Source organism: Mycobacterium paraterrae (assembly GCF_022430545.2).
GTDB lineage: Bacteria > Actinomycetota > Actinomycetes > Mycobacteriales > Mycobacteriaceae > Mycobacterium > Mycobacterium paraterrae.
The window spans coordinates 1090917-1104522 of sequence record NZ_CP092488.2 but is presented as its reverse complement, the minus strand read 5'-3'; the positions used below and the strand labels follow the sequence as shown (position 1 = coordinate 1104522).

At 66.8% G+C, this 13606-nt stretch carries 13 protein-coding genes; 8 read left to right on the top strand and 5 right to left on the bottom strand.

Annotation, left to right across the window (positions count from 1 at the left end; genetic code table 11):
• Positions 1–41: 41 nt before the first annotated feature.
• Positions 42–443 carry a MarR family winged helix-turn-helix transcriptional regulator gene (locus MKK62_RS05195; RefSeq protein ID WP_240262062.1) on the top strand — a complete coding sequence of 134 codons (402 nt, stop codon included), beginning with the start codon at positions 42–44 and terminating at the stop codon, positions 441–443.
• Positions 444–467: 24 nt separating this feature from the next.
• Entirely contained in the window at positions 468–1736 is a 1269-nt protein-coding gene (purD, locus tag MKK62_RS05190; protein ID WP_240262063.1) for a phosphoribosylamine--glycine ligase, read from the top strand.
• Here the strand turns inward: purD and MKK62_RS05185 are convergent.
• Positions 1733–3313: a gamma-glutamyltransferase family protein gene (locus MKK62_RS05185; RefSeq protein ID WP_240262064.1), complete on the bottom strand. Its 1581-nt coding sequence runs from the start codon at positions 3311–3313 to the stop codon at positions 1733–1735. The two genes, purD and MKK62_RS05185, sit on opposite strands and share 4 nt — an antisense overlap.
• Before the next feature lie 122 nt (positions 3314–3435).
• On the opposite strand from MKK62_RS05185, the gene MKK62_RS05180 reads away from it, so the two are divergent.
• From MKK62_RS05180 to MKK62_RS05170, 3 genes are all read left to right on the top strand, one after another.
• The gene (locus MKK62_RS05180) at positions 3436–4611 is read left to right on the top strand and encodes a thiolase family protein (protein ID WP_240262065.1); all 1176 of its coding nucleotides are present in this window, start codon (positions 3436–3438) and stop codon (positions 4609–4611) included.
• Between the two features lie 219 nt (positions 4612–4830).
• Complete coding sequence (locus MKK62_RS05175; RefSeq protein WP_240262066.1) at positions 4831–5310, top strand: SRPBCC family protein; 480 nt, start codon at positions 4831–4833, stop codon at positions 5308–5310.
• Complete coding sequence (locus tag MKK62_RS05170; RefSeq protein WP_240262067.1) at positions 5303–6901, top strand: phytoene desaturase family protein; 1599 nt, start codon at positions 5303–5305, stop codon at positions 6899–6901. The genes MKK62_RS05175 and MKK62_RS05170 overlap by 8 nt, the downstream gene beginning before the upstream one ends.
• On the opposite strand, the gene MKK62_RS05165 is transcribed toward MKK62_RS05170, so the two are convergent.
• Both MKK62_RS05165 and MKK62_RS05160 read right to left on the bottom strand, forming a co-directional pair.
• Positions 6884–7591, bottom strand: a complete 708-nt coding sequence (locus tag MKK62_RS05165; protein WP_240262068.1) for a TetR/AcrR family transcriptional regulator — start codon at positions 7589–7591, stop codon at positions 6884–6886. The two genes, MKK62_RS05170 and MKK62_RS05165, sit on opposite strands and share 18 nt — an antisense overlap.
• Positions 7592–7678: 87 nt before the next feature.
• Positions 7679–8587, bottom strand: coding sequence for an alpha/beta hydrolase-fold protein (locus MKK62_RS05160; protein ID WP_240262069.1), 909 nt, complete (start codon positions 8585–8587; stop codon positions 7679–7681).
• Positions 8588–8784: 197 nt separating this feature from the next.
• Here MKK62_RS05160 and MKK62_RS05155 point away from each other — a divergent pair, with 197 nt between their 5' ends.
• Positions 8785–9411 carry a TetR/AcrR family transcriptional regulator gene (locus MKK62_RS05155; RefSeq protein ID WP_240263815.1) on the top strand — a complete coding sequence of 209 codons (627 nt, stop codon included), beginning with the start codon at positions 8785–8787 and terminating at the stop codon, positions 9409–9411.
• Between the two features lie 36 nt (positions 9412–9447).
• Here the strand turns inward: MKK62_RS05155 and MKK62_RS05150 are convergent, their stop codons facing one another.
• On the bottom strand, positions 9448–10182 hold the full coding sequence (locus tag MKK62_RS05150; RefSeq protein WP_286670889.1) for a DUF429 domain-containing protein: 735 nt from the start codon (positions 10180–10182) through the stop codon (positions 9448–9450).
• Between the two features lie 53 nt (positions 10183–10235).
• On the opposite strand from MKK62_RS05150, the gene purB reads away from it, so the two are divergent.
• Together purB and MKK62_RS05140 are read left to right on the top strand one after the other, a co-directional pair.
• Positions 10236–11654 (top strand): adenylosuccinate lyase, encoded by a 1419-nt coding sequence (purB, locus tag MKK62_RS05145; protein ID WP_240262070.1) that lies wholly within the window; start codon positions 10236–10238, stop codon positions 11652–11654.
• Positions 11651–12871 (top strand): cytochrome P450, encoded by a 1221-nt coding sequence (locus tag MKK62_RS05140; protein WP_240262071.1) that lies wholly within the window; start codon positions 11651–11653, stop codon positions 12869–12871. The genes purB and MKK62_RS05140 overlap by 4 nt, the downstream gene beginning before the upstream one ends.
• Here MKK62_RS05140 and MKK62_RS05135 read toward each other — a convergent pair.
• On the bottom strand, positions 12868–13488 hold the full coding sequence (locus MKK62_RS05135; protein ID WP_240262072.1) for a hypothetical protein: 621 nt from the start codon (positions 13486–13488) through the stop codon (positions 12868–12870). The two genes, MKK62_RS05140 and MKK62_RS05135, sit on opposite strands and share 4 nt — an antisense overlap.
• Positions 13489–13606: the final 118 nt, after the last annotated feature.

The following is a 13606-nucleotide window of genomic DNA, read 5'->3' as shown; positions in this document are numbered from 1 at the left end:
CATATCTAAACTAGTTCAGTTCTGAACGATCTGGCAAGTCGATGTCCGATGCAGCCAAGATCTGGTCTCTGAATTACCGACTGCTCTCGTCGGTGATTTCCGGTGCCGAGGCCGGTGTCTGCGCATTGGGGCTGGAGTCCAAAGAGCTGTTTGTGCTGGCCGAGATCGACGACCATCCCTATCCGGCCGAACTCGCCGCCACCTTCTGCATGCCGAAGGCGACGGTCACCGCCTACCTCAAACGACTGGAGGCGGCCGGCTTCGTTCGACGCGAAATCGATCCCTCGGATCTCCGGCGCCACCGCCTGCTGGTGACGCCGGAGGGGCGGCGGGTCGCGGCCGCCGGCCTAGCTTTGCTGTCCGGGGAGTTCGACAAGCGCCTGGCGCGCCTCACCGTGGCTCAGCGGAAAGAGTTCAAGAGCCTGCTGGAACGAATTGTCTGACCGGCTCTACTAGAGTGACTTCTCGTGCGCGTTCTGGTGATCGGCTCCGGTGCCCGCGAACATGCTCTGCTGCTGGCCCTTCGCGCCGACCCTGAGGTCCAGGCGCTGGCCGTCGCGCCCGGCAATGCCGGCACTGCGGCGATAGCTGACCAGCACGATGTCGATGCCTCCTCCGCCGAGGACGTAGTCGCCTTGGCTCGTCAGCTCGACTCCGACCTGGTGGTGATCGGCCCGGAGGTACCGCTGGTGCTCGGTGTCGCCGATGCGCTGCGCGCCGCCGGAATAGCCTGCTTCGGGCCCAGCCGCGACGCGGCGCAGATCGAAGGCTCCAAGGCCTTCGCCAAGGATGTGATGGCGGCCGCCGGCGTGCGCACTGCCTCCAGTGAGATCGTCGACAGCCCAGCGAATTTGGACGCTGCTCTGGAACGGTTCGGGCCCGGGGCCGGTGAACCCGCCTGGGTGGTCAAGGACGACCGACTGGCCGCGGGCAAGGGTGTGGTGGTCACCCCGGACCGCGACGTCGCACGCGCGCACGCCGCGAGCCTGCTCGAGTCCGGGCACCCGGTGCTGTTGGAGTCGTTTCTCGACGGGCCCGAGGTGTCCCTGTTCTGCGTCGTCGACGGCGAGACGGTGGTGCCACTGCTTGCGGCACAAGACTTCAAGCGGGTAGGCGACGGCGACGCCGGACCCAACACCGGAGGCATGGGCGCCTACGCCCCGCTGCCGTGGCTGCCGCCCGAGGTCTACCAGTCGATCGTCAGCGACATCGTCGAACCCGTTGCCGCCGAACTGGTTCGACGCGGAAGCCCGTTCTCCGGCTTGCTGTACGCCGGTTTGGCGATCACCTCGACCGGACCCGCCGTCATCGAATTCAACTGCCGCTTCGGCGATCCGGAGACGCAGGCGGTACTCGCCCTCCTCGAATCGCCACTCGGGCAACTGCTCAACGCGGCCGCCACCGGCACGCTGAGCGAATTCGGTGAGCTGCGCTGGCGCGACGGCGCGGCAGTGACCGTCGTGCTCGCGGCCGAGAACTACCCGGGCCCGCCGCGGACGGGGGACACGATCGTCGGCTCGGAGGGCGCCGGGGTTCTGCACGCCGGCACCACGCGAAACGAAGACGGAGCGATCGTCTCGTCAGGTGGCCGCGTCTTGTCGGTGGTGGGCACGGGTCCCGACCTCGCCGCGGCACGCTCGCAGGCCTACGCGATCATCGATTCAATTCGGTTGCCGGGAAGCCACTTTCGGACCGATATCGGACTGGCCGCTGCCGAGGGCGCCATCCACGTCTAGAACCCGGCGGCCTGGCCGTCGCGCCGCGGATCGCTGACCGCCAGGTAGCCGCCGTCGAGCCGCCATATCGCCTGGCAGCTCCCGAACTGGTTGTAGTCGTCGGTGCTGGCCAACTCGTGCCCGCGGTGCGCCAGTTCGTTCAGCGTGGCAGCGGGAAAGCCTCCTTCGCAGTAGACCTGCAGCCCCTGCGCCCAGCGGAAACGCGGGCCGTCACATGCCGCCTGCGGATTCTGGCCGTGATCGACGATGCGCGCCACCACCTGAACGTGGCCCTGCGGTTGCATAGGTCCGCCCATTACGCCGAAGCCCATCACCGGAGCGCCGTCCTTGGTCAAGAACCCCGGGATGATGGTGTGGTAGGGCCGCTTGCCGGGACCAACCTGGTTCGGATGCCCCTGCTGCACAACGAAATCCGCGCCGCGATTCTGCAGTGCGATACCGGTGCCGGGCACAACGACACCTGAGCCGAAACCCAGGTAGTTCGACTGGATCATCGACACCATGACACCCGAGGCGTCGGCGGCTGTGAGGTACACGGTGCCGCCCCGCGGCGTCCCGGCCGACGCCGGTCTGGCACGGACCGGGTCGATCAACGCCGCGCGTTGACGCAAATACTCCTTGTCGAGCAGCTGGTCAGGCCGCACCGGCATGTGGTCGATGTCGGCGACGTAAGCCTGTGCGTCGGCAAACGCAAGCTTCACCGCCTCGATCTGCAAATGCACGCTGTCCGCGGAATCGATTGGCAGCGAGGCCATGTCGAACTGTTCGAGGATGCCGAGTGCGATCAACGCGACGATGCCCTGTCCGTTGGGAGGTATCTCGTGCACGGTGTATCCGCGGTAATCACCCGCAACGGTGCCCACCCAGTCGGCGCGATGCGAGGCCAGATCGGATGCCCGCATCGCCCCGCCGTGGGCGGTCGAATGGGCTTCGAGCTTGGCCGCGATATCTCCCCGGTAGAACGTCGCGCCGCGGGTCGCAGCGATCGACTCGAGGGTGGCGCCGTGATCGGACAGCAGGACCAATTCACCGGCTCGTGGCGCTCGGCCGTCAGGCATGAACGTCTCGGCGAAACCCGGCTGAGACTCGAACAGCGGTACCTGAGCCGCCCATTGCTCGGCGATCGTCGGCGAGAGCAAAAAACCATTGCGGGCGTACGAGACCGCCGGCTCGAAGAGCCGTTCAAACGGCAACTTGCCGAACTTCGCGTGCAGCTCGACCCATGCCGACACGGCGCCGGGAACAGTGACCGAGTTCCAGCCCAATAGCGGAACCCCGGTGTCCCCGAAGTAGTCCGGTGTCCACGCGGCGGGGGACCGGCCCGAGGCATTCAATCCGTGCAGTTCGCGGCCGTCCCACACGATGGCGAAGGCGTCGGAACCTATCCCGTTGGACACCGGCTCCACCACGGTCAGCGCGATAGCGGTGGCGACCGCGGCATCGATCGCGCTGCCGCCGTCGGCAAGCATCCGCAAGCCCGCCTGCGCCGCGAGAGGTTGGGAGGTGCAGACCACGTTGCCCGCCAGCACCGGCTTCCGGGGCCAGGCGTACGGGAGTTCCCAGCCGAACGGGTGCACGGTGCCAGCCTACGGATTGTGTAGCTTGGCGGCCGATATCGTCGGCGCAACGGTAGCTGATACGATTTACGCTTTGACGCAGATTTGTAACTCCGCACGCGGCCGAAACGAAGGTTGATCCCATGCCCAAGCCCGTCATCGTCAGCGCAGTCCGAACCGCCATTGGGACGTCGTTCAAGGGCTCTTTGGTCAACACGACGCCCGAATTCCTTGCGACCACGATCCTGCAGGAGGCGGTCCGCCGGTCCGGTGTCGAGGTGTCGGACGTCGACGACGTGATCTTCGCCGAGTCGCACTACGGCGGAGGCGATATGGCGCGCTACGCCGCCTCGGCGTCGGGCATGACATCGGTTCCCGGGCAAGCGGTCAACCGGCATTGTGCGGGCAGCCTGACCGCGGTCGCCAACGCGGCCGCGCAGATTGGGTCCGGCGCTGAGAAGGTCGTCGTCGGGGGCGGTGTGCAGTCGTTGTCAATGACCCCAGTGATGAACTGGCGCATTCCCGGCCCGACCTTGGAGTTCGAGGAGCGATGGATCCCGCCTACGCACGTCGAGACACCCGAGTCGCCGGGCCGCGACATGTCGATCACGGTCGGCTGGAACACCGCACAGGCGGCCGGAATCACGCGCGAGGAGATGGATGCCTGGGCATTCCGGTCGCACCAGCGTGCGATCGGCGCGATCGACAGCGGCGCATTCGGTGACGAGATCGTCCCGCTGAAGATCAAGGGTCTCGACGACGCGCTGATCGAGTTCAGCGTCGACGAGCATCCGCGTCGTGAGACCAGTCTGGAGAAGCTCGCGTCGCTGAAAGTGCTGCATCCGGAGATCGAGGGATTCTCGATCACTGCGGGCAACAGCAGCGGCACCAACGACGCGGCCGCAGCGTTGACCTTGGCCGACGAGGCTTATGCCTCCGCTCACGGGCTGAAGGCGCTGGGCTCGGTCAAGGCCTGGGCCTCGGCCGCTGTCGACCCGAAGGACACCGGTCTGGGTGCGGTCAAGGTGATCGGCAAGGTGCTCGACCGGGCCGGATTGTCGCCAGGCGACGTCACGCTGTGGGAGATCAACGAGGCGTTCGCATCGGTGCCGATCGCGGCCTGCCGCGAGTACGGGCTGGACGAGGAGTTGGTCAACTTCTACGGCAGCGGTTGCAGCCTGGGTCACCCGATCGCCGCCAGCGGCGCCCGGATGCTGACCACGCTGGTCCATGAGCTGGGGCGCCGCGGCGGCGGCATCGGGGTGGCCGCAATGTGCGCCGGCGGTGGACAGGGTGGCGCCGTCGTCATCGAGGTCTAGCAGACCTCAAAACTGTGAGGGCCGAAACAATCGACCCTTGACCTGCGCCGGGTTTCGCATCCGGTGCAGCCGGGTAGCTCGGACTGATGGCGCAGCAACATGCTATGGCGCCGGTGGGGGCCTCGGGCATTGAACGTGGGCAGTGCGAAGAGTGCTGCCTGTCTGGTGAAAGTCACTACCGGTCAGACGATTTCGATGTCGTACGGACAGGTGTAGACCATGGGCAGTCCAGAAGAAGTGCTTAGTTCGTTGACCGTACGCCGGGAAACCCCGGCGAGTCGCCAACGAGTGTGGGACGTGATGGCCGACGGCTGGACCTATTCGCAGTGGGTGGTGGGCAATAGTCGGATGCGTGCCGTCGACCCGTCGTGGCCCGAACCCGGCAGCACCATCTCACATTCCGTCGGCATCTGGCCGCTGGTCCTCAACGACGAAACGATCAGTGAGGAATGTGTGCCCGGCGAACGTCTGGTGCTGCTGGCCAAGGGACGCCCGTTCGGCACGGCGCGGATCACCTTGCGTCTCTTCGATACTGCTCAGGGTGGCTGCTGCATCGAGATGTCTGAGGTACCCGTGCATGGTCCGATGAGCTTCGTGCCGAAGCGTCTCGCGCTTGCCGCGGCGTGGCCGCGCAACCGGGAGTGCACCTGGCGGCTGGCGGCGCTGGCCGAACGGCGGGAATCTCCTGACGATGACTAGGGCGGCATCGAGTGCCGATGCGGTGGTCATCGGCGCCGGGCACAACGGACTGGTTGCGGCCGCGATGCTCGCCGACGCCGGCTGGGATGTGCTGGTGCTGGAGGCGCAGGACGAGCCGGGCGGAGCCGTCAAAAGTGCCGAGCTGACACCGGGTTTTACCACCGACCTCTACAGCGCCTTCTATCCATTGTCGGTCGCGTCGCCCGCGTTACGGGCGCTCAATCTGGAGGATCACGGCCTGCGTTGGAGTCACGCGCCGGCGGTCGTGGGCCATCCTCGCTCCGCGGACGACGAGAACGCGGCGATCATCTATCGCGACCTGGACGAGACCGCGGCGGCGCTCGACGAGCAGCAGCCCGGTGACGGTGCACGCTGGCGGCAGACCTTCGAACAGTGGCAGGACATCAAGGACCCTTTGCTGACAAGCCTCTTCGCGCCGTTTCCGCCCGTGCGCGGAGCGCTGCAGTTCTTGCGCCGACTGGGTACGGCGGGTTCGATTCGGCTAGTCCATCAACTCATGCTTCCAGCGGGACTGATGGCCCAGGAAATGTTCCAAGGTGACGCGGCACGACTGTTGTTGCTAGGCAACGCAATGCATGCCGACGTGCCGATCGACGCGCCTGGAAGCGGCGTCATGGGATACCTGCTGATCATGATGGCCCAGGACGGTGGTTTTCCGGTACCGGTCGGCGGTGCGGGTCAGTTGACCGCGGCGCTGGTGGCTCGCGCCACCGCCGCCGGCGCACACGTCGAGTGCTCACGACCGGTCGACAGCGTCGAAGTCCGCGACGGACGCGCCGTCGCGCTCCGGACCGCCGATGGCGACTGCATTCGCGTGCGGCGGGCGGTGATCGCCGACACGTCAGCACCGCACCTATATCTGCGGCTGTTGCCGGCCGACGCCGTGCCGAGCGCGTTGTTGCGCAGTTTCGAGCGCTTCGTATGGGACACCCCGGTGCTCAAGATCGACTATGCGTTGAAGGCGCCGATCCCGTGGCGGGCGAAAAACCTCAACAAGGCGGGCACCGTTCACCTGGGCGCCGACCATGACGGCCTGATCCGGTGGATGGCCGACCTGAACACGGCAACCATCCCGACGAACCCGTTCATGCTATTCGGTCAGATGACGACAGCGGACCCCACGCGTTCACCGGCCGGCACCGAAAGTGCTTGGGCCTACACACATTTGCCCCGAGGAGTGGCGGACGACGAAGCGGCTGACGTGCTGGCGGGGCGCGTCGACAGTGTGCTGGAAGCCTACGCGCCCGGTTTCCACGATCAGATTGTCGGCAAGACCATCCAACGCCCGTCCGACTTGCAGGCCAGCGACGCCAATCTGCACACGGGCGCGGTCAACGGCGGCACGTCGCAGCTTTTCCAGCAGTTGATTTTCCGGCCCGTGCCGGGGCTGGGTCGCGCCGAAACGCCGGTGGAGAACGTCTACCTCGGCAGCGCCGGCGCATCCCCTGGCGGGGGCGTGCACGGTGTGTGCGGCCGCAACGCCGCCAATGCGGCTCTAGCCGCCGCCGGATGGAAGGGCTGGCCGCGACGGAAACTCAACCGCGCGCTGCTGTCATTGACTACCCGATGACTGCTCGATCAGCCGACTGGCGTGGTCGAGGATGCAGGTGAGGCCGTACTCGAAGTTGATGTCGTCGGCCACTCCGATGCGGTGGCCCTGCCGCGTCAACTGGGCGATCAGCGGCATGGTGTCGGGATCGATGACTGAAAGGTCGTTGCGCCGATCGGTGTCGGCGCCGTCCGACTTGTCCTGTAGCCGCTCCAGCACCGCCGCTCCTTGGGTGTGGACCGAGATGCTGGCGTAGGTGTCGAAGGCATCCTGCGGTGACAGTCCCGCCTCCACCAACGTTGCGATGGCCTTCTCGAGCTTTTCGAAAGCTGCCAGCGTCGCCTCGCGCCCGAAGGTGCCCCGGATAAGGATGAGATCGCACAGGATCGGGTTGTCGCGAAAGGTCTGGCGCATTTTGTGCGCGTGATCGTGCAGCGACGTCCGCCAGTCCTGACCCTCGACGAACGGTGTCGCGAAGTCGTACTGGCCGAGTGCGCGGTCGGTCATCGCGTTGAGCAGGTCGTCCTTCTTGCGGAAGTACCAGTAAATGCTCGTCACGCCGACGTCGAGGTGCTTGGCCAGCAGTGGCATGCTCAGGCCATCGACCGACACCTCGCCGGCAACCTCGAACGCGCCGTTGATGATCTCGTCGACGCTGATCGATCCGCGTTCCCGCCGTTGCCGCTTTTCCGCGACGGCCTGCCTGGCCAATCCGGGTCACCTCCTGCACGGTCGCGTGATCTGACGCGATATCGTAACAAATATCGTAAGGCTTTTGGTAGCGCTGCCGAGACGTCGCTATGCCGTCAGCAGCGGCGCCATCCAGGTCAGCTCGGCCGGCAATTGCGAGCTCCAGAATGACCCGTCGTGGCCGCCCGGCGAGAATCCACCGGCCGGCGGATTAGGCAGCTGCGCGACGAACTGTTTCGTAGCGCTGTAGAACGGGTCGCTGTTACCGCAGTCCACCCGGATCGGGATCGACGCCAGCGCAGGCATCCCGAACACCGAGTTGGCGGCGAAGTCGCCGGGTCCGTCGAAGGCGCCAGGAGCGGCGGCTCCCGACGACGTCCACAGGGCCGGGCTCACCGCGCAGATTGCCGCGGTCCGGCCCGGCCCGAGCCGGCCGCCGAGCAACAGCGCGCCGTAGCCGCCCATCGACCAGCCCAGAAAGCCGACCCGAGCGGTGTCCAATCCCTGACCGCCCAGCATCGGGATGAGCTCGTTCAGCACCATTGCGCCGGAATCTTCACCGGAATCCCTTTTGTGCCAATAACTTCCGCCGCCATCGACGGCGACCACGGCAAACGGCGGTAGGCCGGCGGCCACGGCCTGCGCCAGCCCTTGCTCGACGCCGCCTTCCATCACGGTGGCGGCGCTGCTGCCTTTGCCGTGCAGTGCGATCACTGCGCGAAGCGGCTTGGTCTGACCCGGCGGGCGCGCGATCGCCCAGTTGGTGGCGACGCCGCCGCGCGCTGCGGACACGAACGAGCCCGTCACCATGGTCGGCGCGGGCGGCGTGTCGACCGGGCGGGGCGCCGGCGGCGGAGCCAACGCCATCCCGGTACCGGTCATGGTTACCGGGGTGGCGGCCGGGCGCCGACCCGGAAGCAGCCGGTCGACCGCGAAGGCCCCGAGCGCTCCGGCAGCTGCGCCGGTCCCCAGGCGCAGCACAGCGCGACGACTCATCTCCGGCATGCGCGTCATCATAAAGCGCCGGTTGGCGGTCCCAGCCCGCCGATGCAGCGAGGATGGTTTGGCCGAAAGCCCGATGCGGCATCATTTTGGCTGGCACCATGTCCTAGGTGACAGCAGCAGTGGCTTCCGGGGGAGCAGTCGCTCCCGGGGTAGCTGTCGCCGCCAATCAGGTCGTTCCGGCGCCCGTCCCGGTCGCGCCGAAGGCTGTCGTGGTTCCGAAGGGCGCCGTCACCCCCAAGGGCGAGCGTCGGCGCTATGCGCTTGTCAACGCCGCTGCCGAACTGTTGTGCGAAGGCGGTTTCGAAGCGGTGCGCCACCGCGCTGTCGCCCGGCGCGCCGGCCTGCCGCTCGCGTCGACCACCTACTACTTCTCCAGCCTCGACGATCTGATCGCCAGCGCGGTGGCCCACATCGGGATGCTGGAGGTAGCGCAGTTGCGGGCCCGGGTGGCGGCCCTGACCCGTCGCCGTCGCAGCGCCGACAAGACGGCCGACCTGCTGGTCGATCTGCTCGTCGGTCAAGAATCCGAGCCGCGCCTGACCGAGCAGCTGATCTCGCGCTACGAGCGACACATCGCCTGCGCTCGCCTACCCGGACTGCGGGAGATCCAACGCCGCACCATGCGTCAGCGCGTCGACGCGGTCGCCGAGGTGATCGAACGCTCCGGACGGTCGGTGCGCCAGGAACTAGTGTCCGCGCTGATCTGCACGATCGACGGCGCGGTGGTCTCGGCGTTGCTCGACGAGCTCCAGGATCCGCGTGCTGTCGCGCGATCGACGGTGATCGATGTCATCGACGCGGTGGCACCGATCGACCGCCGACCGGTCCACGTCTGATCCTCGCTGCGTCGAAATGAATTGCGGCGCCACTATTTACCGCGGCGGCACCGCGGCCTGCAGGGTCGGGGTGACGATGTAGCCGCTCCCGTAGTCGCCGTAGATGGTCACGTCTTCGGGTCGGTGATACCAATACAGCCCGACGTACGCGCACAGCACGGCGTCGACGGGATCTTCGTCGCGGTCGAGATGCACCGGGCGGGTGGCGGCCTCGACCCGCCTGCGCAACTCCATCCAGGTCTGGTTGTGGTTGATCCGCAGCCGCGGTGTTGCTCTGTCCAGTCCCTCGATCAGCGTCATCAAGCGCAGCAGCTCCTGCTGACGCTTCTCGAACGATCCCTTCTTGTACTTCAGGGTCTTTGCCAAACCGAACAACGCGATGGTCGCCGGATGGGGGTACACCTCGATCGCTCGCCGGGAGGAACGCGACGCCGGGTTCATGTCCAGGCTCAGCGCGGTGGCGATTCGGGCGGCGCGCGGATGGGTGAGCGCCGGGTTCGTGGTGTTGGCCGGGTGGGCGCCGGCCTCGAAGCTGCGGAAATCGCGGTTGAGGGCTGCCTCGCACGGCCGCGACCCAGTCGGGTTGGCAACGATCAGTGGCGCATCGATGGCCACCAGACAGTCGCCGCTGAGGTAGGGCTCGACCGCCGCCGAGATGCTGTCGTCATCGTGCGCGGCGCCGACGTGCAGCAGCCGGCCGTCGGAGTCGACGACGGCGACGCCGGTGTTGTTTCGCTCGCCCCAGGCGAGGTCCAGCCCGACAAAGTGCATGCCGCCACTGTGCCTGATCCATGCCCGGCCTCACGCCGTTAAGCTGTGTGTTTGTGACAATCCCTAATGTCCTGGCCAACCGCTACGCCAGCGCCGAGATGGTGGCGATCTGGTCGCCCGAGGCCAAGATCGTCGCCGAGCGGCGGCTGTGGCTCGCCGTGCTGCGCGCCCAAACCGAGCTCGGTGTCGACGTGCCGGCCGCCGCGATCGCCGACTACGAACGGGTGCTCGAGGACGTCGACCTGGGGTCGATCGCCGCGCGCGAGCGGGTGACCCGCCACGACGTCAAGGCCCGCATCGAGGAGTTCAACGCGCTGGCCGGCCACGAGCACGTGCACAAGGGCATGACCAGCCGCGACCTGACCGAGAACGTCGAGCAACTGCAGGTGCGCCGTTCGCTGGAGCTGGTGTTCGCCCACGGCGTCGCGGTCGTCGCCCGCCTGGCCGAGCGGGCGGCGAGTTACCGCGACCTGGTGATGGCCGGCCGCAGCCACAATGTTGCGGCGCAGGCGACGACATTGGGTAAGCGCTTCGCTTCGGCCGCGCAGGAGACGCTTGTCGCGTTGACCCGCCTGCGCGAGCTGATCGACCGTTACCCGCTGCGGGGCATCAAGGGCCCGATGGGGACCGCGCAGGACATGCTCGATCTGCTCGGCGGTGATGCGGCCAAGCTTGACGACCTCGAACGCCGCATCGCCGAATTCTTGGGATTTGCAGAAGTTTTGACCAGCGTCGGGCAGGTATACCCGCGTTCGCTCGACCACGATGTGGTGTCGGCGCTGGTGCAGCTCGGCGCCGGCCCGTCGTCGCTGGCGCACACCATCCGATTGATGGCCGGGCACGACCTCGTCACTGAAGGCTTTGCGCAAGGCCAGGTCGGCTCCTCGGCGATGCCGCACAAGATGAACACCCGCAGCTGCGAGCGCGTCAACGGGCTCCAGGTCATTCTGCGCGGCTACGGATCCATGGCGGCCGAACTCGCGGGCGCGCAGTGGAACGAGGGTGACGTCTTCTGCTCGGTGGTACGCCGGGTTACGTTGCCGGACAGCTTTTTTGCCATCGACGGCCAGATCGAGACCATGCTGACCGTGCTCGACGAATTCGGCGCCTACCCCGCGGTGATCCAGCGTGAGCTCGACCGCTACCTGCCGTTCCTGGCTACCACCAAGGTTTTGATGGCGGCGGTGCGTGCCGGAGTGGGCCGGGAAACGGCGCACGAGGTGATCAAAGAGCACGCGGTCGCAGCGGCCCTGGCCATGCGTGAGCAGGGCGTCGAGCCTGATCTCCCCGGCCGGCTGGCCGGTGATCCGCGGCTACCGTTGGACCGCGCCGCGATCGAATCCGCCCTAGCCGACCGGCAGTCGTTCATCGGCGCGGCCGGTGATCAGGTCGACACGGTGATCGCGGAGGTCGAAGCGCTGGTAGCGCGCTATCCCGACGCGGCGAAGTACACGCCGGGCGCCATCCTGTGACGCTTGCGGAGGTCGATTTCACCGATCTGGACAATTTCGCCAGCGGTTTTCCTCACGACCTCTTCGCAATCCATCGCCGTGATGCGCCAATCTACTGGCACCACCCGACTGAGCACACGCCCGACGGGGAGGGCTTCTGGTCCATCGCCTCGTACGCGGGAACGCTTGCCGTACTTAAAGATCCGGTGACGTTCTCGTCGGTCACCGGCGGCGAGCGCCCGTTCGGCGGAACCCTGCTGCAGGATTTGACCATCGCCGGCCAGGTGCTCAACATGATGGATGACCCGCGGCACGCACAAGTTCGCCGACTCGTCAGCTCCGGGCTGACGCCGCGGATGATCGGCCTGGTCGAGGACGACTTGCGCACCAGGACCCGCCGGCTGCTGGACGCGGTGGTGCCCGGCGAGCGGTTCGACTTCGTGGTCGATGTCGCCGCCGAGTTGCCAATGCAGATGATCTGCATCCTGTTGGGAGTGCCTGAATCCGAACGGCATTGGCTGTTCGAGGCGATCGAGCCGCAGTTCGACTTCGGTGACGCGCGGACGGCTACCACGTCCCAGCTGTCGGCCGAGGAGGCCGGCTCGCGGATGTACACCTACGGGCAGGAGTTGATCGCGTCGAAGCGAGCACAGCCGACCGACGACATGCTGTCGGCGGTGGCCAACGCGGGCGCCGACGACGGCCCGGCCATGTCCGATCTCGAGTTGTATCTGTTCTTCAGCCTGCTGTTCAGCGCCGGAGCCGAGACCACGCGAAACGCGGTGGCGGGCGGGCTGTTGGCGCTGGCCGAGCATCCCGAGCAATTGCGTTTACTGCGTGACGATCTCGAGGCACTACCGGTCGCGGTCGAGGAAATGGTCAGGTGGACCTCGCCGTCGCCGTCAAAACGGCGGACCGCCACCTGTGATGTAGCACTTGGAGACGTGTCGATCGCGGCCGGGCAGAAGGTGATGATCTGGGAAGGTTCAGCCAACCGCGACGAGGCTGCATTCGATGATGCCGACGTCTTCGATATTGCGCGAAAGCCCAACCCGCACCTCGGCTTTGGGCAAGGTGTGCACTACTGCCTGGGCGCGAACCTGGCTCGCCTGGAACTGCGGGTGCTGTTCGAAGAACTGCTGACCCGCTTCGGCGACGTGCGGGTGGTCCGCGACGTCGAGTGGACGCGCAGCAACCGGCACACCGGCATCCGGCATCTGGTCGTGGAGCTCCGCTAGCGCGTCCTGACGGCCATTCCAGCCGAACGCAATTCGATGGCGGCCAGGCCGTGAATGGCGTGCGGGTCGCCGGCCCGCCACGCGCCAACCGGGTCAGGGGTGACCGCGGTGAGCTTGCCCAATGGCCGGTTGGCCAACGCCCGCAACGCCAACAGTTGCGCACCTGCGGAGGTCGTGGCAAGCGCACCCACGGTCAACTTGCGCCGGACGAATCGGATCCGCAATACCAGCCACGGCACGACCACACCGAGTGTCGGGGGTGCGGCGACCGCCAGCGCCAGGACGATCGCCAGCCAGCTCGCGGTGCTGTCCAGGTTGTGGCCGGCGCCGGCGATGTCGAGGGCGGCCTTACTGCCCGCTTTGAGCGGTCCGCTGAAGGCCCCTCCGATCAGCGGGATGTTGTCGGCGCTATGACCGGCCGAGTTCAGATTCACGGCCACTCCATTGGCGCCGCCCTGGACCTGCCGGCCCACCTCGGCGATCGTCGCGACCGCACTGTGCACGGCCACGCCGACGAGCGCCCACACGAATGACCAGATCACCACCACCGCGTCGCTCACTAACTGGGCGAGCAGCCGGCCCGGAGTGTTGGCGTAGGGGACAAACCGCGATTTCATACCGCTGAGTATTTCCAGGGTCGACTTGTTGAGCCAATCGCCGTGATCCGGCCCGACAAATCGACGCTCGACGAATGGCGTCTCGGTTTGATGGCCGGCTCCTCAGCGGGCCTTCCGG